Raw genomic sequence first — 18,825 nt, 5'->3', positions numbered from 1 at the left:
GAGATACAACCTTACAATTTCACAACTTTTGCTTCATGTTTTTTCCGAGAGATATTTATCCACAACTACTCGCTCATCTTTCCAGACGGCAAATTACAGTCTTAACTGGCATGCGAAGGACAGGTAAAACCTCTCTCGTAAAGCAACTGTTATCTCAATCCGATATCCCTCAAAAGCATTATTTTGATCTTGAAAGAATAGATACCCGGGTACTTTTTGCCGAACCTAACTATGAAACGATCATATATGCATTGACGCAACGAGGAACCGATTTTACTAAAAAGGTGCTGATCGCCATTGACGAAATTCAGTTAGTCCCGAATCTTCCCAGTGTTCTGAAATATTTATACGACACATATGATGTTAAGTTCATAGTGACAGGATCCAGCGCGTACTACATGAAAAATCAGTTTTCGGAGTCGCTTGCTGGCAGGAAGAAGATTTTTGAAATTTTCCCGTTGAATTTTGGGGAATTACTTTCCTTTAATAACGTGAAGGCAGTTACATTGGACTTTGACCAGTCGGCCAGATATGTAGATGCTGAGTACGAAAGGCTAAAAATGTATTATGATAGTTACATCAATTTTGGCGGATTTCCGGAAGTGGTTTTGGCTGATTCGGTCGCTGAAAAAAAGGATCTGATAAGTGACATTTTAAGTTCGTATATTAATTTTGACCTTGCGCTGCTTTCTAACATCCGTGACCCGACCAACTTATTTAAATTAATCAAGTTGCTGTCTGTTCGTATTGGTACGAAGCTGGACGTGTCAAAACTGACTAGTCTAATAGGCATTACCCGGCCGACTGCTGAAAACTATCTCGACCTGTTAGAGAAAAGCTATCTGATCAAAACGATTCCGGTCCTTTCCACTAGTCCTGACAGGGAAATTGTGAAAGCCAGAAAAGTTTACTTTCTGGATAATGGAATTGCGTCGCTGTCAGGAGAACTGGGAAGCGGCTCGAAATTTGAGAATGCGGTTTTTAATCAATTGTTGCACAAAGGAGAAGTGGCTTACTATCAACTCAAAACCGGAAGGGAAATTGACTTTATTGTGGACAAAGATTACTGCTTTGAAGTGAAAGAAACCGCAACGGAGGCAGATTTGAAGAATGTTCAGTCCCTTGCTAAAAATTTGGAAATCACCAAGTCCTTTGTCATAGGAAGGCATCCGGTCAGGAACTTTGACGGATTCATCTGGGGAGGATTTATTCGTTAAAATCTCCCCAAAACGATTTTAGAGCATTAACCCTTCCCAAAAACCAAAGCTAGAATCCTCGGAATCTTCGTCCGGTCGTTATCATCAAAAAACTCGTGAATTTCCTCGACTTTCAATCCATATTTCAGCGCTGCTTCTGTGAAATCGGAGACATTGTGGATGTAGCAAGGGACTACGGTTTGGCCTTCGTCGGTTTCAAAGCGGGCCTTGGAGCCGGAATATTGTTTAAACGGGTGAAGCTCGCCCAAATAAACTTTTCCGTCGGGAGTTAGTTTTTTGCTTACTTCACTGAAAATGAAGTCCAGGTTTTCGATATGTTCCAAAACCAGGCTGAATGTGATCAGTTCGAAGTTTTCCTGAGTGAAATTCCATTCCTGGGTAATGTCGGCCTGGATGAATGTGGCTTCGGTGCCGGATAATTTTTCCCTGGCTATGCCGAGCATTTCTGCTGAAAGATCTGCGCCTACGAGTTTTTTGGCCCTGGTAATCAGCCATTGCGAATTCTTTCCTGTTCCACAGCCAATTTCGAGAATGCTTTCAAAAAATTGATCAGTCAAAATCTGGCGGAGCGCGACTGCTTCCAGATCGCGTGTTTTATTCACATTCGTATCATATTGCTCCGACCATTTGTCGTAAGCTTTTTGCGTATTATCAATGCTCATAGCTTTTATAAAATTCTCAATGCTGTATTTGTTTCAAAAATTTCCTGCGGCAAATATGCAGTAATTCCTGTTTTTAATGCATCAATAAGCCGTGTTTTCATCTGCTCGCGGTTTACCACCAGGCAAACTTCGCGTGCAGGTTCGGGAAACTGGAAGCTCCGAATGTGCTTTTTGCGCTCCTCCGAAAGCTCCATAACCGCCATTTCAGGAAGAATCGTAATGCCGCCATTTTTTTCAACCATCCGGATCAGAGTTTCAATGCTGCCTGACCGGTAACTGAAGCTGCTGCCAAACTGGCTGTTCCTGCTGAGTTCGCACAAGCGCTGGATCTGTGTGCGAAAGCAGTGTCCTTCCTCCAAAAGCCAGAGCTCATTCGGCTCGATATCTGCGGGAAGAATGTATTTTTTTGCATATAAATCTGTGTTTTCCGAAACATAGGCATAAAAACGTTCCTTATATAGCGGAATTTCCTGTAAGCTGTTTTCCTCGGACAGTGACGCAATGATTCCAACATCCAGATTGCCCAGTTTTAACTCACTAATGATGCGCTCCGTGATCATTTCCGAGACGTGCAGTTTAATATCCGGATAATTGGTAATGAACGGATTAACAAAATGCGGCAGCAAATAAGGCGCAATAGTAGGAATGATCCCAATCCGCAATTCGCCGGACAAGTCACCATTGAAGTGCTTGGCGATCTCATTCATTCGGGATGCCTCACGCAAAATGGTTTTGGCCTGATCAATAATCTCGCGTCCTATCCCGGTGGGAACGATGGGCTGTTTGGTCCTGTCAAATATTTTAACAGACAATTCCTCTTCCAACTTACGGATCATCATGGAAAGCGTAGGCTGGGTCACATTGCAATGCTCGGCTGCTTGTACGAAATGCCTGTAATTATCGACGGCTACAATGTATTCTAACTGTTGAATGTTCATTTATGTAATGCCATTACACCTAAAATCTGTGGGTGTAATAGATTTTGTTTATGCAAAAATACTATTAAATGTTGATATCTATAATACAAGATTGGATTTCTGCATATTAGTAAGGGCCTGTAAGAAATTGTCAAACTGTCATTTTAGCTTTTTCAAGTGCGGTGAATTTAAGATCGACTGCATTTGGGTAATTGCAATTTGATTAAGCTGAGTTAATCTTTGTGAAGCAGTCAATCCCTGGTGAATGAACATCGCATTAATGCTCTCCAAATTTGACAAGATGACCAATTGCTCAATGGAAGCATGATCTCGCATATTGCCGGCGATTCCTCGATTTTGGGTGCGCCATTCCTTTGCAGTCATTCCAAAAAGCGCCATGTTAAGCAGGTCGGCTTCACTGGCATAAATGGCCATACATTGTTCCCTGGTAAGAAATTTAGGGACTAGATTTGCTTTGATTGCATCCGTATGGATGGTGTAGTTAACCTTTGCTAATGTTCGTTGAAGATTCCAGCTTTGGTTTAGGCGGGCGCTTTCATCCAATTTCAGGCGCTGAAATTCCTTGATCAAATACAGTTTGAATGATGGAGAGATCCATGAAGCGAACTCGAAGGCAATGTCCTTATGCGCAAATGTGCCTCCGCCATATCTGCCGCTCTTGGAAATCAGGCCGATAGCATTCGTTTTTTAATCCATTGTTTCGGAGACAAAACGAACGAATTGCTTCCGGCGTCATTTTTAAACTCATCGAATTCGAGTAGTTTAAAACCTGGATTATGCAGTTGCTCCCAAAGTCCCATAAACTCAACTGTGAATCCCGTCCTGAGCCAGTTTGAGATAATTTGTCCCGCCGACTCCGGATTTTTGTGCTTGGCAATGTCGGTGAGGGATATGAAATCATTGTCGTTGATGTTGATTAGGGCAATTTCCTGACCCGCTACTTGGATGGATGTGTTTTTTGTCGTCATAACATTTGATTTAAATGCTATTGAGACGTCAGCTTTTGGAAATGGTAACGGCCCGTGAAGTAATATTTTTGAATTAAATCGTCATTAAATTTAATCCTTCAATTATCTCTGGCTGGATTTTTTTATTACTTGCCATAATTTAAGGTCCACATTTGTCACACTTTTAATCGAACAGAAAATGAAAAACTTGAAAGCATTAGTCCTGCTGGCTTTTATGGCATTTGCAGCACCGTCATTTGCGCAAACTGCAACGCCTGCCAAACCTGCTACGAACAAGACGACCGTAGCCACCAGGCAGACCGGAAATGATAAGACCAGCATTAAGGTTAAAGCCAATGGCACGCCGGACAAGCGTTATGCTGAAAACAAAAAACTGAAAGCCGACGGCACGCCAGATAAGCGTTACAGCGAAAATAAAAACCTGAAAAAAGACGGCACGCCGGACAAACGCTTTAAAGGCAACAAGGCTGACTCGTTGAAGGCGGCTAAAAAGCAATAGATCAAAATAATACCGGAAATAATATCCGGAAAAATTAGGGTAAGCGCCCGACTGGTTGTCATTCCAATGAACAGCCTAAGTCGGGCGCTTATTTTTTTACAAGTAATCTACCATTGCAATGAACGTAGCCATCGCGGATCACGTAACATTTTTGAGCAGGGATCGGGAAGCGGAGTTTGAAAGGGTTTTTAAAGCACACTTTAAGGGCCTGCACGCCTATGCCTGCACCATTTTGCGGGATGATATTATGGCCGAGGAAATGGTGCAGAATGTTTTTTGCCGGCTATGGGAAAAGACAGATCACATCGAAATAAAAGAATCGGTCAGCGGCTATCTCTATCGCTCGGTTTACCACGAAAGCCTTAATTATATCAAGCATTTAAAAGTCAGGGACGCCTACCAAACGTACGCAATAAACCAAATGGAACACAGCAACAACACAGCCCACCCTCTGGAATTAAAAGAGCTGGAACAGCGCCTGGACAGCGCATTGAAAGAATTACCCGAAAAGTGCAGAACGATTTTCCAGATGAGCCGCTTTGAAGAGCTGAAATACCAGGAAATCGCCGACCGCCTGCAATTGCCATTAAAAACGGTTGAAAATCAAATGGGCAAGGCGCTGCGTCTTTTGCGCCTGAAACTGGTTGATTTCCTGCCCGCATCCATCCTCTTATTTTTCCTCAGCTAATCCGTGTCAGTCATGCATAAAGAATTGAATTACAACATAGACGACCTGCTTGTCAAGGCCTTACTGGACGAAGCGAGCGTCGCAGAACAGATCGAGATCAACCAATGGTTGTCCGACAGCGATGATAACCAGCGTTATTTCGAACATTTCGAAATGATCTGGAACCAGAGCAAACAACTGGCGGCTCAAAGCGCAGTCGATGAAGATGCAGCCTGGGAGCGATTCCGCAAACGGACGCAGAAGGGTAGGGAAGAAACACCGGTCATCCCGCTTTATGTGCCGAAAAAGTCATTTGGTTTCCTCAGAGTTGCCGCGCTCATTGCCGCGACGTTATGTACGGGCTGGCTTGCCTACGTACTTTTTGGGCAAAGCACCCAAAGCGAAATGCTGACCGTTCGTTCGGGATCACAAACTGTGATTGATACACTGCCGGATGGGTCTATTGTGACTTTGAACAAAAAATCGAGCATTTCGTATCCTGCTGAATTCAGCGGCGGTAAAAGGGAAGTTGCATTAACGGGAGAAGCATTCTTTGAGGTTACCAAAGATAAAACCAAACCATTTATTATTTCAGTCAATGACATGACCGTGAAGGTTTTAGGGACAAGTTTTAATGTGAAAGACAATGCCAGGAAAACGGAGGTGATCGTTGAAACCGGGCTGGTGGAAGTGGCGAAAAACAATGAATTCGTACGCATTAGTCCCAAACAAAAAGCAACGGTCATTAAAGCCAGTCCGGCGCTTGTGAAGGATGAAACGGAAGATGATTTTTACAAATATTACAGGACAAACAAGCTCGTCTGCAACGACACGCCTTTATGGAGACTGGTTGAGATCCTGAATGAGACTTACGATGCCAGTATTGTGATAGGGAATGAACGATTGAACAATATGCCTATCAACACAACATTTGATAAAAAATCGCTGGACAGCACATTGAGCCTGATCAGTGAAACATTAACGATAAAAGTTGAGCACAAGGGAGAGCAGATCATTTTGAAATAGGACTTATCTTTCGGAATGAATCAGACTTTTACCTTACTCAAAGCGATAAAATTCGTCCTCATTATGCTGATTATGCCCTGCGCAACCTACGCGCAGGGCATTCTGAATAAGACAGTTACCGTTTCCGCGAAAGGGGAAACGGTTTCAGCGGTTTTGAAAATAATCAGCGACCAGGGGAAGTTTTACTTTTCCTATAACAGCAACATTATTTCCGGCGACAGCCTCGTCACGTTAAACGCTGCGCAACAATCGGTTAAGCACGTTTTGGATCAATTATTCAGCGGCAGATATCAATACAGGGAAAAAGGGGATTACCTGATCATTCTTCCCGCAGCAAAAGAAAGGACATTTTACATTAGCGGCCATATTTTAGACCAGGAAACCCGTTCAGGCGTGGACTATGCCAGCGTATACTCCAGGCAACTGCTGGTCTCCACATTGACGGACGACGAAGGGCATTTCCGGCTTCGTATCAAGGATCGGACTCTGCCGTTAACCCTGATGATCAGCAAAGTAGGTTATGGGGATACAACTATTGTGATCAATCAGGAAAGCGCGGATTTGCGGATCAATATTTCGCAAAAGGCCGTTGACCTGGACCCGCTGATCGTTCGCTATTCCGAAGGCGAGGCCACCTGGCTGGGCCGCTTCTTTCTTTCTGCAAAGCTGCGGGCGCAAAGTCGTAATATTGGCCGGTTTTTCGTAGCATTACCCTATCAGGCATCATTGACGCCGGGCTTAGGAACGCACGGGCGGATGAGCTCGCAGGTTGTGAACAAGTTCTCACTCAACTTGCTGGGCGGTTACACGGCGGGCGTTGATGGTGCGGAAATAGCCGGAGGCTTTAATATTTCAAAACAAGATGTCCGGTATGCGCAACTTGCAGGGATTTTTAATGTTGTTTCGGGCGACGTGACAGGCGCTCAGCTTGCAGGTCTTTTCAATCACATTCTCGACTCCCTGAGCGGCGTACAAGTCTCCGGATTTGCAGGAATTGTCAAGAAGAACATTGAAGGCGTGCAGATGAGCGGCTTTCTGGGCCGTTCGGCGGGGACGTTGCATGGCGTGCAGGTTTCCGGTGCCATTGGTCTGCTTGGAGGCGATTCGGACGGTGCACAGGTTTCCGGCGCTTACAACCATGCTTCCGGAAATTACAATGGTGTGCAAGTCAGCGGTGGCGCCAATGTTGTCAGAAAAGACTTTTCGGGCGGGCAGATCAGTGGGGGCGTCAATATTGGTAAAAGTGGGGTCCGCGGGTTTCAGCTGGCGCCGGTTAACGTGGCAAGGCGGCTTCATGGAACACAGCTGGGAATCATCAACATTGCAGATAGTTCGTCGGGATTAAGCCTCGGTTTGATCAACATTATCAGAAAAAGTACTTCTAATATTTCGATTTACGCGAGTGACATTGTGCCTGCTAATGTGGCGTGGAAAATGGGCACACACAGGTTTTACAGCATTCTCATGGCCGGAGCAACCACAGGCGGTCCAAACAGGACATACACATTTGGTGCGGGATTTGGCTTTGAATTTTTTCCATTTAGGAAATTTGGGTTCTTCACGGAAATCATGAACCAGAACATTTACACAAGCGATTGGTATCGCATTCCCTCGCTTTATCGCTTCCAGACCGCAATCACCTACAAGCTTAACAAACGCTTCCTGCTTTTCGCCGGCCCGGCATTTTCCCTGTACGATAGCGCCGGTTTCGAAACTGAAAAAGGTTTCAAATCTTTCCCCCCAAAACATTACCCCAACTTCAAAATGAGCAACAAAAACCTGGCGTCCTGGATCGGCTGGCAGGGCGGTTTGAGCTGGCGATACGGGAAATTATAAAAGTTAATGTAAGTCAAATTGCTCAATAATCTTCATGAGTTCGGGCATATTGTTTTTCATCCAAACTGGCACCCTATCTTTTTGAATGAAGCCAATCTTTCGATTCTCCAATGTAAGAATGTGGGTAGCGTTGACGAAGCTATTGTCAAGCACGATAAGCTTATCTATTAAGGTTAGATTTTGATCAAGTAGCTTGATGTTGCCAAAATAGTTGTCATAAATATGGGCAGGCGCAACATGATGTCCGCCCTGAGAAACCCTTACAGCAACCCGCTGCAGCGACAAAGTAGCGTTTTCAAGCGCTAGAAATACCATATTGATTCTATAACCAGCCTTTTGAAACTTTTTGATGGTTGTCCAGGAATTTTCAGTATTGAAATGACCTTCATATGCATAGTCCTCATTTCTTGCAATTGCTTTATCCACTTGATCTGCAAAAATAACTTGAAGTTCATCCTCCGCCTTGATCCGCGCGTATTTAGAAACTTTGACTATCTTATAATGCTTATCTAACAATTGATAAAATAATTTATCACCGTCAAAAACGGGAAAATCACTTGATTTTGGAATTAAGGAACTGGCATTTGATGACTTTCCTGCACCGTTTGGGCCGGTGATCACGAAAAGATCAGGCATATTGGAATACGGGCAGATTGAGTTTCTTTCTGATAACCGTAATCTCGGCGGTCGTCAATGCTCTGACCTCAACGATTGTTTGCAGGTTATCTTCCAGGTTCATCAATTTCATCGATCCGTCCGGAAACTCGTAAATGAAACCCTCAGCAGCAATTTCGGGATCGCGAAGCATAAACGGAAAGCCTTTTTCAAGCGTTTCCACCCGAAGGTCCTTTAAGTGACTATTCAAACGCGATTCTTCCAAAGTTCTCATCTATCAAAGTTATAGTGTCCTGACAATGACCAAAAATAGCGAAAGCAAACGTGTAATAAAAGCTCGGCTACCAAAACTAGTCAGACGCTATCACACATAATTAAGCAGTTTTTTCCTCCATTTTTTAGGGTAAGCCCTGCTCTTGTTGTCGGTACTTTGCATACAGCAACGGGACCGGATTGAAGGCCTGCAATTTTGAGTTCCAGTGGCTGTATGTGTTTAAATGATTTCTCTTTAAATACATTCCCATGAAAAATTTAAGATTTTGCGCAGCTAAGGCACTTTTTGTCAGCATCTTTTTATTCGGCCTTTCTTTTGTTTCATTTGGTCAGAATGACACTACATCAGCAGTGCATGTTGGTTTTATTTATCCGCTCAGTACCAACGGCAAACATGCTGCTTCCTATACAAACCGTTTTTCCCTGCACGCCATAGCAGGACTTTCCAAATCGGAAACCGGCGTTGCCATTTCCGGAGCGGCTAATCTGATCAAACAAGACGCTTCCGGCTTACAAATGGCTGGCGCTGTGAATTTGATTTCAAACAATGCGAAAGGAATCCAGCTGGCGGGTGCAGCCAATATTACCGGCAATAATGCCAACGGAATCCAGATGGCGGGTTTTTCAAATGTTGTGAAAAATGAGTCAAAAGGCGCTCAACTCGCCGGGTTTATGAACCTGGCCGGGAGTTCACAATCCCTGCAAATGGCGGGTTTTGCCAACATTACACGTAATGATGCGAAAGGCCTGCAAATCAGCGGGTTCCTTAACAAAGGAAAGAATGTAAATGCGCAGGTTGCCGGATTTGCAAATGTCGCCAAAAATGTAAAAGGCGTTCAACTCGCCGGATTGGTCAACATTGCCGACACAAGTGATTATCCCATCGCCATTTTCAACTTTATCAAAAGTGGTGAGAAATCCATCGCCGTCACGCTCGACGAAACCATGACGACCATTGCATCCTTCCGCTCCGGAGGCCGTGTTTTGTACGGGATTGCGGGGATAGGATATAATTTCAAAGACGATAAACGTGATCTGTATGCAGTGGAAGCCGGTTTAGGGGCACACATTAAGCTGACCAATGATTTCAGGCTGAATCTGGAAGCGGTGAGCCAAACATTGTCCAATTTCAAAAAAGGTGCTTATAATAAAAACGCACTCCGTATAATTCCCGCTTACAAAATCGGCAAGAAGCTAGAAATTTTCGCAGGGCCAACGATAAACTACGTGAGCTATAAACGGGGTAACGATTATGATTTTGTCAAAAAATTCATCTGGAAAAATGATGGCTCCAAGGATTTTCAGGGCGTTCATTTCGGATTCAACACAGGCATCCAGCTCATATTATAATGCGCAACGCCCAATCCATGCCATGGAGAGAGAAGCTGCGGCTTACCGCTTCTCTCTCCCGGATCGGCTCGGCGAGCCTCTCCGTAATGACCTGGCGATTGTTTTCGCATTTGATCTACCTGATTTTCAAACACATTTGGGCTTATCGCAAGAAGGTTATCCTTAAAAACCTGGCAATCTGCTTCCCAGCTCATTCAGAAAATGAGAATGCCCAACTGGCAGACAAATACTACCGGCACCTGGCAAGCCTCATTGTGGAGCCGTTTATAGTCAGGAACATTGCTCAGAAGGATCTTGCCAAGTTCATTAATTACGCTAACCCATCCCTTATTCATCAATTACTTTCGGAAAGAAGGGACATTGTATTAATGGTTTCACACTACGGAAACTGGGAATATTTGTTTTCGATGCCGTTAATAACCGATAGCAGCGTGTTGGCTGCTTATTCGCCGGTTTCGAACGGGTTACTGAACGAGAAATTGAAAAGGCTGAGAAGTCGATTCGGCATCAAGCTCATTCCAAAGGCCAACTGGTATCGTTCAGCTGTAAACTGGCGAGAAAGCAAGCCCACGATTTTTATCAACGTTGCCGATCAGAGACCGCCCGTTGCAGGGAAAAATGCGATTGAGTTTTTTGGTAACCATACGTATATCCAGTCGGGTGCGGCACGCATAGCGATTAAACGAAATAGTGCCGTGGTGTATCTGGATGTACATAAAAGAGGTGCGAACAAATACCAGTTCAGGTTCAATTTGCTCGTAAAAGAAGCGGGAGGAATGCAAGAAACGGAAATTATGAAATTGTATTATACAGCGTTGGAGAAGAATATCAGACGCCAGCCAGAGTTGTGGCTTTGGTCGCATAACCGATGGAAATTTGGTTTTTGCTCAACATTACCATCAAAAAACATATAAATGTTGTATAATTCAGCAATTGGTGTGAATACGTCCCCATTCCCGCTATTCGTATTAAAATTGTAATCTTTTCATAGTCAGTTATTTGAAGCGATTGTTTTAGCAGGAGCAGGTTTTTTACGGTCAGCCGCCAAACCAATTATTTACTAAAACAAAGCATTATGAGAAAATTAGCATTTTTGGGTGTGTTTTTTATCGCCGCGATGGTAGGATGTAGTGATGACGATGAAGTAACAGACCCGACTCCTGTATTGCCCGAACTGAAAGTAAGTACGACACTTTCCGGTGCAAACGAAGTCCCAGCTAATCCATCAACCGCGACCGGTTCAGTAGATGGTACGTTAGATCAGGAGAGCAGGATTTTAAGCTTGAACATTATGTACAGCGACTCTGCTTCGTCGGACTCAACTTCAACCGATTCGACATTTATTCCGACAGCATGGCACATTCACAAAGCTCCATCTGACTCCACGGGAGCAGTGGTCATTGATTTGGGAACAACATTTACCTCACCTTTCGCATTTAAAGACACTTTAACCGAAGCGCAGGTTGCCGACCTGAAAGCCGGTTTGTATTACCTGAACATTCATTCGGCTAAATATCCGGCGGGAGAAATCCGCGGACAGTTGAAAGCCGAGGAGTAATTAAGTTCTTATTATAGTCCTTAAATTAAAAGAGCGACGCCAGTTTTGGCTTCGCTCTTTTTGTGATATTAAAGTCAGCTTTTTATATCCAAATACAATTCTTGCATTAAAATAGACTCATCCAACTTCCTAGAAAAGCCCCTTTGCCTTATCCAATGCCGCGTCAAGTCCGCTGACATCCGAGCCGCCGGCCGTTGCAAAGAATGGCTGACCGCCACCCCCGCCGCGAATTTCTTTTGCAAGATCTTTTACAATCTTGCCAGCATTCAAGCCGGTTTCCTGAACAATATTTTCAGCAATAAAGACCGAAAGTTGCGGCTTACCAGCTATTTCTGTCCCAAAAACAGCAATCAGGTTTTCGATCTGATCGCGCAGTTCGTAAGATAGTTGTTTCAGTGAATCCGCATTAGGCACATCCACTTTTTCAACGATCAGGTTGAAAGTGCTGTGCTTCTTCATAGTGTCAACCAATGTAGATTTCAGCGACTGGATCTTCTCATTTTCCAGAGAAACGATCCTTTTCTGCAAACCGTTACGCTCTTCCAGCAAGCTTTCCACAGCCTTAACGAGGTCAGTAGGATTTTTCAGCAAGTCTTTTATTTTGTTCAAAGTTTCCTCCTGATGGCGCATAATATCCAGCGCTTTCGCGCCCGTAACAGCTTCGACGCGACGCACACCTGCAGAAACCGAGCCTTCTGAAATAAACTTGAAAACGCCGATCTGTCCCGTTGAGGGAATGTGAGTTCCGCCGCAAAGTTCGAAAGAGTAAGTCGGGTCAAAAATGATCAGACGAACAAAATCGCCGTATTTTTCGCCAAAAGTTGCCGTCGCCCCTTGGTCCAGCGCCTGCTGGATCGGCACATTTCTTCTTTCGTCCAATGCAATGTCCTCACGAATTTTTTCATTCACGCGGTCTTCAATTTTTTGCAGTTCTTCGTCTGTTACCTTCGCAAAATGCGAGAAGTCAAAACGAAGCACTTCGTCGTTGAGGTAAGAACCTTTCTGCCCAATGTGCGTGCCCAAAACTTCCCGCATGGCAGAAAGCATCAAGTGCGTAGCCGAGTGGTTAGCCTTGATCTTCTCACGGCGCTCGCTATCAATTTTGGCAACGATAATGCCAGCATTTCGTAATGCGTCGTCTAAATTTTTATCAAGGGAAATGTGAACAAAAAGGTCGTTTTCCTTCTTGGTATCAATGATCCTGATCGTCTTTTTGCCATCAGCCAGGCCGTTATCCAGGAGCAGGACGCCTGTGTCCCCAACCTGTCCACCCATTTCAGCATAGAAAGGTGTGCGGTCCAGGACAATGTGATATTCTTCGCCCGTTTTGGTCTTTACCTTACGATATTTAATGATCTGGCTATGTGTTTCTTCAAAATCATAGCCCAGGAATTCAACGCCGTCTGCCTCGCGCAGTTCAATCCAGTCCGTCGCTTCTTTTGCAGCGTCTTGTCTTGATCTGTTTTTTTGCTCCGTTAATGCATCCTGAAAACCGATTTCATCAATTTGAAACCCTTTTTCCCTTGCAATAAGTGCGGTAAGGTCAACCGGAAAGCCAAATGTGTCGCTTAGTTCAAAAACCTCATCACCAGCAATGGTGTTAATGCCCTTCTCTTTTAAAGAATTAACAATCACATCAAGCCGCTTCAAGCCGGATTCAAGCGTTCTTAAAAAGCTTTTTTCTTCTTCCAGAATCACCCGCGTCACAAATTCTTCCTGTGATTTCAGCTCAGCGAAAACATCTTTGAACTGATCCGCCAAAACTGCAACCAGTTTGTAAAAAAATGGCTCCTGAAAACCTAAATAAGAATAGCCGTAACGAACCGCCCGACGCAAAATCCGGCGGATTACATAACCAGCCTTGTTATTGGACGGCAGCTGTCCGTCCGTGATCGCGAATGCAACCGCCCGGATATGGTCTGCAATGACGCGCATGGCAATGTCCGCAAACGGCTCATTATTAGCACCGTATTTTTTGCCGGATAATGTTTCCAAAACCTGAATGGTGTTCTGGAAAACGTCCGTGTCGTAGTTAGAAGTTTTATTCTGAACCGCCATGCACAAGCGTTCAAAACCCATTCCTGTGTCCACGTGTGTGGCAGGAAGCGGCACGAGTGAGCTGTCGGCCTTGCGTTCAAACTGCATGAAAACCAGGTTCCAGATCTCCACAACCTGCGGATGATCGTTGTTAACCAGCGATTTGCCGGAAATTTCCGCCACTTCGGCAGCAGGGCGCAAATCGATATGGATTTCCGAGCACGGGCCGCAAGGACCTGTATCACCCATTTCCCAGAAATTGTCTTTTTTATTCCCTAAAATAATGCGGTCTTCGCCCACGATCGGTTTCCAAAGATCCCAGGCTTCCTGATCAAACGGAACACCGTCTTTGGAATCTCCTTCGAAAACGGACACATAAAGCCGGTCTTTCGGAAGCTGGTAAACCTCTGTCAAAAGCTCCCATGCCCAGGTAATCGCTTCTTTTTTGAAATAATCACCAAAAGACCAGTTACCCAGCATTTCGAACATCGTATGGTGATAAGTATCAAAGCCAACGTCCTCTAAATCATTGTGTTTTCCTGAAACCCGAAGGCATTTCTGAGTATCCGCGATGCGGCGGGAAGGAGGTGTGCCATTGCCTAGAAAGAAGTCTTTAAACTGCGCCATCCCCGAGTTGTTAAACATAAGGGTAGGGTCATTTTTGGCCACCAAAGGTGCAGAAGGCACAATTAAATGCTCTTTACTCCGAAAAAAATCAAGAAAAGCCTGACGTATTTGATGCGAGGTCATTGTATATATTTTGGTCCTTAAAGTCTACGAAACGAGCGGCAAATGTAAGGAAAATCACATAAAGAATCAGTCTGGTGTTTGCCAAGCCTGATTCTTTATGTCTTGTAGGTTGAGCATTCTAATGTTACTTCTTAATTACATGAAATGATTTTTCACTGGTTTTGATCAGGTAGGATGCTGCCGTAACGTATCAGCGTTGAAGTCAGCTGCGGCTGAAAGGCAATTTGAGTATAAACCCGCCGGGATTTTCTTATTTATAAAATTCAGTGATCCGGCAGTGCCGTTGTTTGCGTGGCTTTTTGCAAATGGATTTACGATTTTTATACCAAAGGGAATGTGCCTTTTGGAATTAATAATGTGCTTGAAATGAAACCGTTTTCGGAGTTATCGGCGGAAGAGTTAGCGATGGAAAACCTGTTCATTAGATGGGTCCGGTTTCCTGATGACCCACCTATCCGCACTTTTTGGGAAGGCTGGATCGTAAAATATCCCGCTATGAAAGATACTGTGGCCAAGGCCAGGGAGCTCGTATTGCTTGCGTCGGACTGGAAGACAGACTCACTTTCCAGTCAGGAGGTTAACTCCATTTGGGGGCGGATCCGGAACTCGCTGGATATCATTACAGAGCGCGATACCAGCCAGTCGAAAATGAGCGCATTTAAAGAAACCGTTACCTCTACGAGCATCGTTCTTGGTGTCATTTCCATGGCCGTGATCATTATCCTCGCATTTTTCTTCTTTTCGATTATCAACAGATAGTCCATTCCAGTCGGAAATAATATTTTAATAAATACTGGTATAGTACAAAAAATAGCTATTTGCGTAATCTCTTTTTTGCCGGCCTTATCGGTTCAATTGTTGATATTTTATAATAATTTATTTGATCAAGCCTATCCTGGCAACGTTCCCGATAACGTTTGCATAAATAAAATGCGGTTTTCCTTTCCGGATTAACGCTGTTATTTCTATCCTCAATTATTGATTTCAAATTGTACTATATATACAAATAATGTACTTATTGGAATTATTCAAACTGAATCCCTGAGATCGTTCTTACTTCTCCTTTTCTACACACCTCTTACTTTTTAAGTGGCTCATGTAACCGTTTAAGTGTAACCGATCATTTACAGTTTAATTTTTTTTAGAATTAATATAATAATTTTTAAGGGTATATTATGTAAAACTCGTCCAGCAATAAGCAGTCAGAACTTTATCAATCACCAATCAATGCGTATGAAAAGAAAATTTACCAGTACTGGTCAAAGCGCTCTGCGTCTGACCATGGCAGCGATGATCGTGTCGGGCTTCACGGCCGAGGCATTTTCACTGAACCGGCCTCACGTAACCCATGTTTTTTCTATTGACAAAACGGTGTCTGGAAAAATCACCTCATCAGAAGACAATACACCCATTCCTGGCGTGTCTGTAGTGTTGAAAGGGAGCAGAAGCGGAACAAACACAGATGTGGACGGGCAGTTTAAAATTGAAGTGCCGGATAATGGCGCAGTGCTTGTGTTTTCATCAGTAGGATTTATCACCCAGGAAGTGGCGGTTGGTGCTAGAAGCATTGTAGACATTAAGCTGGAAGCCGATATGAAGGCACTTTCGGAAGTTGTGGTTGTGGGTTATGGTAGTCAGAAAAAAAGCCAGACCACGGGTGCTATTTCGTCTGTTTCTGCCAAGCAGATCAGCGAAATGCCGATTACGAACATTGGCCAGGCTATGCAGGGCCGCGTGGCGGGGGTGGACGTTTCGCAGTCTGGAAGTAAGCCCGGATCTACACCGAAAATCCTGATCCGCGGCCGACGTTCATTCAATGCCGGTAACAATCCATTATATGTTGTGGATGGAATTCCCTTGGCAGGTGACCGGAATGAGCTGATGGCAGCGGCTAATCGTCCGTTCGATTTTGTGTCGGGAGGTTATGAAGACATGAATCCGAATGATGTGGCATCGATGGAAATCCTGAAAGATGCGACCGCAACAGCCATTTATGGTGCCAGAGGTGCCAATGGCGTTGTGCTGATTACTACGAAAAGAGGTGAATCTACAAAAGGTAAAACCACGATCAGCTACGACACCTATGTGGGTGTGACGGACGCGCTTGACAAGATACGCTTATTTTCAGGTCCTGAATTTGCTGAATACATGCGTGAGTCGCGCCGTGGAATAGCATCCGGAAGCATTTATAAAGACGCGAACGGAAATCCAGTTCCAAGTGGCCAGGTGGATGCTTTTGCGGACTCGAAGTTATTCGAAGCTGTTGAACTGGACGGTATCGCAAAAAACCGCACAACGGATTATCAGGATATGATCCTGCGCCAGGGTTTCCAGCAAAATCATTCAGTGGGCGTTCAAGGCGGAAACGAGAAAACACAGTTCTACATTTCAGGAGGCTTTTTCAGAGACAAGGGGATTTCGGAAGGACTGGACTATACAAGAACTTCTTTGCGTGCAAACATTGACCACAACATTAACAGCCGCGTTAAGGTTGGGATATCGTCGTATCTCATGTATTCTGTGCGAAATGGTAAAGATCTGAATCCATATGCATTCACATTAAACCAAAATCCGCTGGGAAGGGCGTATGACGACGCTGGTAAGATCATCTTTGCACCAACAAACGATGCGCTTTTGACGAACCCACTCGCAGAAATCGTGCCGGGTGCGCAGGTTGACGAAAGAAAAAAATACCGCATTTTCAACAGCATTTATACCGAGGTGAAGATCATCGAAGGTTTGAAATACCGGATCAATTTCGGCCCGGATTTCGCAGTTGAACGCGGCGGCCGCTTCATCGGTGCGCAGACCAATGCCCGTAAAGGCGGTGACCCGCAAGCCGCGCTTTATAACCAATATGGCTTCAACTGGACGTTGGAAAACATTGTTACCTATAATAAAACGTTTGCTGCAAAGCATAATCTGGGCATTACAGCGCTACACTCCGTGCAGCGTGAGAACTTTGAGGCAAACACAATCTCGGTTCAGGGCGTACCTGCCGAAACGCAGCAGTTTTACAGTGTGGGTAATGCAAGTGCAGTGCTTGGCGTCGGCAGTGTGTTGATTCCCTGGACTCTGAACTCTTACATGGCGCGTATTAACTACGATTACAACGACAAATACCTGGTGACCGTCACTGCCCGTCGCGATGGCTCGAGCCGTTTTGGAGAAAACACGAAATACGGAACATTCCCTGGGGTTGCTTTGGGCTGGAACATTTCCAATGAGCCATTTATGAAGAGCGTTTCCTGGCTCGACCTCTTGAAGCTGCGCGTGAGCTATGGTTCTGTGGGTAATCAAGGCGTGGCGCCTTATCAAACGCAAGGTTTGCTGGGCAGAACGATCTATGCATGGGACAACACACCCGCTTACGGTTATCGGCCGAGTACCATCGGAAATCCGGATTTGAGATGGGAGTCTTCCGCAACCAAAAACGTGGGCATCGATTTCAGTTTTATCAAAGGACGGGTTCAGGGTTCTCTTGAACTTTATGAAACGAATACTACGGATTTGCTGCTCTCTGACCAGCTGCCTGCTTCTATCGGTTTTAATGCTGTGACGCGCAACGTAGGTGAAACCCGTAACCGCGGAATTGAGCTGGGCGTTTCTACCATTAACGTCAATGCTAAAAACGGTTTCAAATGGACGACTGATTTCCAGTTCACCAAAAACACCGAAGAGATTATTTCGCTTTACAATGGAGCGGTGGATGATTTGGGTAACAAATGGTTTATCGGTTACCCATTGTCTGAGTTTTTTGATTACAAAAAAGCGGGAATCTGGCAGACAAACGAAGCGGATGCCGCTAAATCCTACGGAAGCCGTGTAGGACAAATTAAGGTGCAGGACGTAAACGGACGTAGCGCTGATGGAAAACTGACCGGACAGCCAGATGGCAAAATCAATGCAGATGACCGCCAGAAGCTTGGTTCTGATGTGCCGGATTGGAGTGGTGGTATTACCAACCGTTTCAATTTCAAAGGATTTGACCTTTCATTCTTCATTTATGCAAGACAAGGACAAATGATCATCAGCGGTTTCCACAGGGATAACAATGCACTGGCAGGCCGCTATCAGCAAATGTATGTGGATTACTGGACGCCAAACAACCCGACGAACGAATTCCCTCAGCCTAACAAAGACCAGGAATTCCCGGTAAATAACCAGGCGATAATCTATTACGATGGCTCGTTTGTGAAAATTCGTAACATCAACTTCGGTTACACTTTCAGTAACAACCTGACCAAAAAACTGGGCCTTGAATCGCTTCGCTTGTTTGCAAGTATCCAGCAGCCTAAAATCTGGTCAAAATACCGCTCTAAATACAATGGTGTGGATCCGGAAACTTCTGATACAACCATTGGATCGGGTGTAACGCCTGCAACGCGCGTATCCACGGTCGGACTTAACGTGAAGTTCTGAGCATCCT

17 protein-coding genes are annotated in these 18,825 nt (G+C 44.7%); 10 read left to right on the top strand and 7 right to left on the bottom strand.

The features are described 5' to 3' along the window. Positions 1–35 precede the first annotated feature (35 nt). Complete coding sequence (locus MUK70_RS13900; RefSeq protein ID WP_255715817.1) at positions 36–1,217, top strand: ATP-binding protein; 1,182 nt, start codon at positions 36–38, stop codon at positions 1,215–1,217. Between the two features lie 26 nt (positions 1,218–1,243). Here the strand turns inward: MUK70_RS13900 and MUK70_RS13895 are convergent, their stop codons facing one another. The 4 genes from MUK70_RS13895 to MUK70_RS31280 all read right to left on the bottom strand — a co-directional run bounded on the left by MUK70_RS13895 (position 1,244) and on the right by MUK70_RS31280 (position 3,785). Beyond that, positions 1,244–1,879, bottom strand: coding sequence for a class I SAM-dependent DNA methyltransferase (locus MUK70_RS13895; RefSeq protein WP_234653013.1), 636 nt, complete (start codon positions 1,877–1,879; stop codon positions 1,244–1,246). A 5-nt stretch (positions 1,880–1,884) separates the two neighbouring features. Continuing rightward, positions 1,885–2,817 (bottom strand): hydrogen peroxide-inducible genes activator, encoded by a 933-nt coding sequence (locus MUK70_RS13890; RefSeq protein ID WP_234608209.1) that lies wholly within the window; start codon positions 2,815–2,817, stop codon positions 1,885–1,887. 138 nt (positions 2,818–2,955) lie between these two features. After that, entirely contained in the window at positions 2,956–3,387 is a 432-nt protein-coding gene (locus MUK70_RS31285) for a hypothetical protein (RefSeq protein WP_445438799.1), read from the bottom strand. A gap of 95 nt (positions 3,388–3,482) precedes the next feature. Then, entirely contained in the window at positions 3,483–3,785 is a 303-nt protein-coding gene (locus MUK70_RS31280) for a KilA-N domain-containing protein (RefSeq protein ID WP_445438798.1), read from the bottom strand. Between the two features lie 178 nt (positions 3,786–3,963). Between MUK70_RS31280 and MUK70_RS13880 the strand changes: the two genes are divergently transcribed. The 4 genes from MUK70_RS13880 (at position 3,964) to MUK70_RS13865 (ending at position 7,813) form a co-directional block, all read left to right on the top strand. Beyond that, entirely contained in the window at positions 3,964–4,284 is a 321-nt protein-coding gene (locus MUK70_RS13880) for a hypothetical protein (protein ID WP_234608211.1), read from the top strand. Positions 4,285–4,402: 118 nt separating this feature from the next. After that, a complete protein-coding gene (locus tag MUK70_RS13875; RefSeq protein ID WP_234608212.1) occupies positions 4,403–4,972 on the top strand; it encodes an RNA polymerase sigma-70 factor in 570 nt (189 codons plus the stop codon). A 12-nt stretch (positions 4,973–4,984) separates the two neighbouring features. Next, positions 4,985–5,977 (top strand): FecR family protein, encoded by a 993-nt coding sequence (locus MUK70_RS13870; protein WP_234653011.1) that lies wholly within the window; start codon positions 4,985–4,987, stop codon positions 5,975–5,977. 15 nt (positions 5,978–5,992) lie between these two features. After that, positions 5,993–7,813: an STN and carboxypeptidase regulatory-like domain-containing protein gene (locus MUK70_RS13865; RefSeq protein WP_234653009.1), complete on the top strand. Its 1,821-nt coding sequence runs from the start codon at positions 5,993–5,995 to the stop codon at positions 7,811–7,813. A gap of 3 nt (positions 7,814–7,816) precedes the next feature. Here the strand turns inward: MUK70_RS13865 and MUK70_RS13860 are convergent, their stop codons facing one another. Continuing rightward, positions 7,817–8,449 carry an ATPase gene (locus MUK70_RS13860; RefSeq protein WP_234653007.1) on the bottom strand — a complete coding sequence of 211 codons (633 nt, stop codon included), beginning with the start codon at positions 8,447–8,449 and terminating at the stop codon, positions 7,817–7,819. Then, positions 8,442–8,702 (bottom strand): hypothetical protein, encoded by a 261-nt coding sequence (locus MUK70_RS13855; protein WP_234653005.1) that lies wholly within the window; start codon positions 8,700–8,702, stop codon positions 8,442–8,444. The genes MUK70_RS13860 and MUK70_RS13855 overlap by 8 nt, the downstream gene beginning before the upstream one ends. Before the next feature lie 248 nt (positions 8,703–8,950). Between MUK70_RS13855 and MUK70_RS13850 the strand changes: the two genes are divergently transcribed. From MUK70_RS13850 to MUK70_RS13840, 3 genes are all read left to right on the top strand, one after another. After that, positions 8,951–10,051 carry a hypothetical protein gene (locus MUK70_RS13850; RefSeq protein WP_234653003.1) on the top strand — a complete coding sequence of 367 codons (1,101 nt, stop codon included), beginning with the start codon at positions 8,951–8,953 and terminating at the stop codon, positions 10,049–10,051. Next, positions 10,051–10,965, top strand: coding sequence for a lysophospholipid acyltransferase family protein (locus MUK70_RS13845; protein WP_234653001.1), 915 nt, complete (start codon positions 10,051–10,053; stop codon positions 10,963–10,965). The genes MUK70_RS13850 and MUK70_RS13845 overlap by 1 nt, the downstream gene beginning before the upstream one ends. A 161-nt stretch (positions 10,966–11,126) precedes the next feature. Beyond that, positions 11,127–11,609 (top strand): CHRD domain-containing protein, encoded by a 483-nt coding sequence (locus tag MUK70_RS13840; RefSeq protein ID WP_234652999.1) that lies wholly within the window; start codon positions 11,127–11,129, stop codon positions 11,607–11,609. 129 nt (positions 11,610–11,738) lie between these two features. Here the strand turns inward: MUK70_RS13840 and alaS are convergent, their stop codons facing one another. Further along, the gene (gene alaS / locus MUK70_RS13835; protein WP_234652997.1) at positions 11,739–14,396 is read right to left on the bottom strand and encodes an alanine--tRNA ligase; all 2,658 of its coding nucleotides are present in this window, start codon (positions 14,394–14,396) and stop codon (positions 11,739–11,741) included. A gap of 291 nt (positions 14,397–14,687) precedes the next feature. Here alaS and MUK70_RS13830 point away from each other — a divergent pair, with 291 nt between their 5' ends. Both MUK70_RS13830 and MUK70_RS13825 read left to right on the top strand, forming a co-directional pair. Further along, the gene (locus MUK70_RS13830; RefSeq protein ID WP_234652995.1) at positions 14,688–15,155 is read left to right on the top strand and encodes a hypothetical protein; all 468 of its coding nucleotides are present in this window, start codon (positions 14,688–14,690) and stop codon (positions 15,153–15,155) included. Positions 15,156–15,629: 474 nt separating this feature from the next. Beyond that, a complete protein-coding gene (locus MUK70_RS13825; protein ID WP_374759705.1) occupies positions 15,630–18,818 on the top strand; it encodes a SusC/RagA family TonB-linked outer membrane protein in 3,189 nt (1,062 codons plus the stop codon). Positions 18,819–18,825: the final 7 nt, after the last annotated feature.

This window comes from Dyadobacter chenwenxiniae, from assembly GCF_022869785.1.
GTDB lineage: Bacteria > Bacteroidota > Bacteroidia > Cytophagales > Spirosomataceae > Dyadobacter > Dyadobacter chenwenxiniae.
Note: the sequence above shows the minus strand (reverse complement) of the source record. Positions and strands in the feature narration are given on the sequence as shown.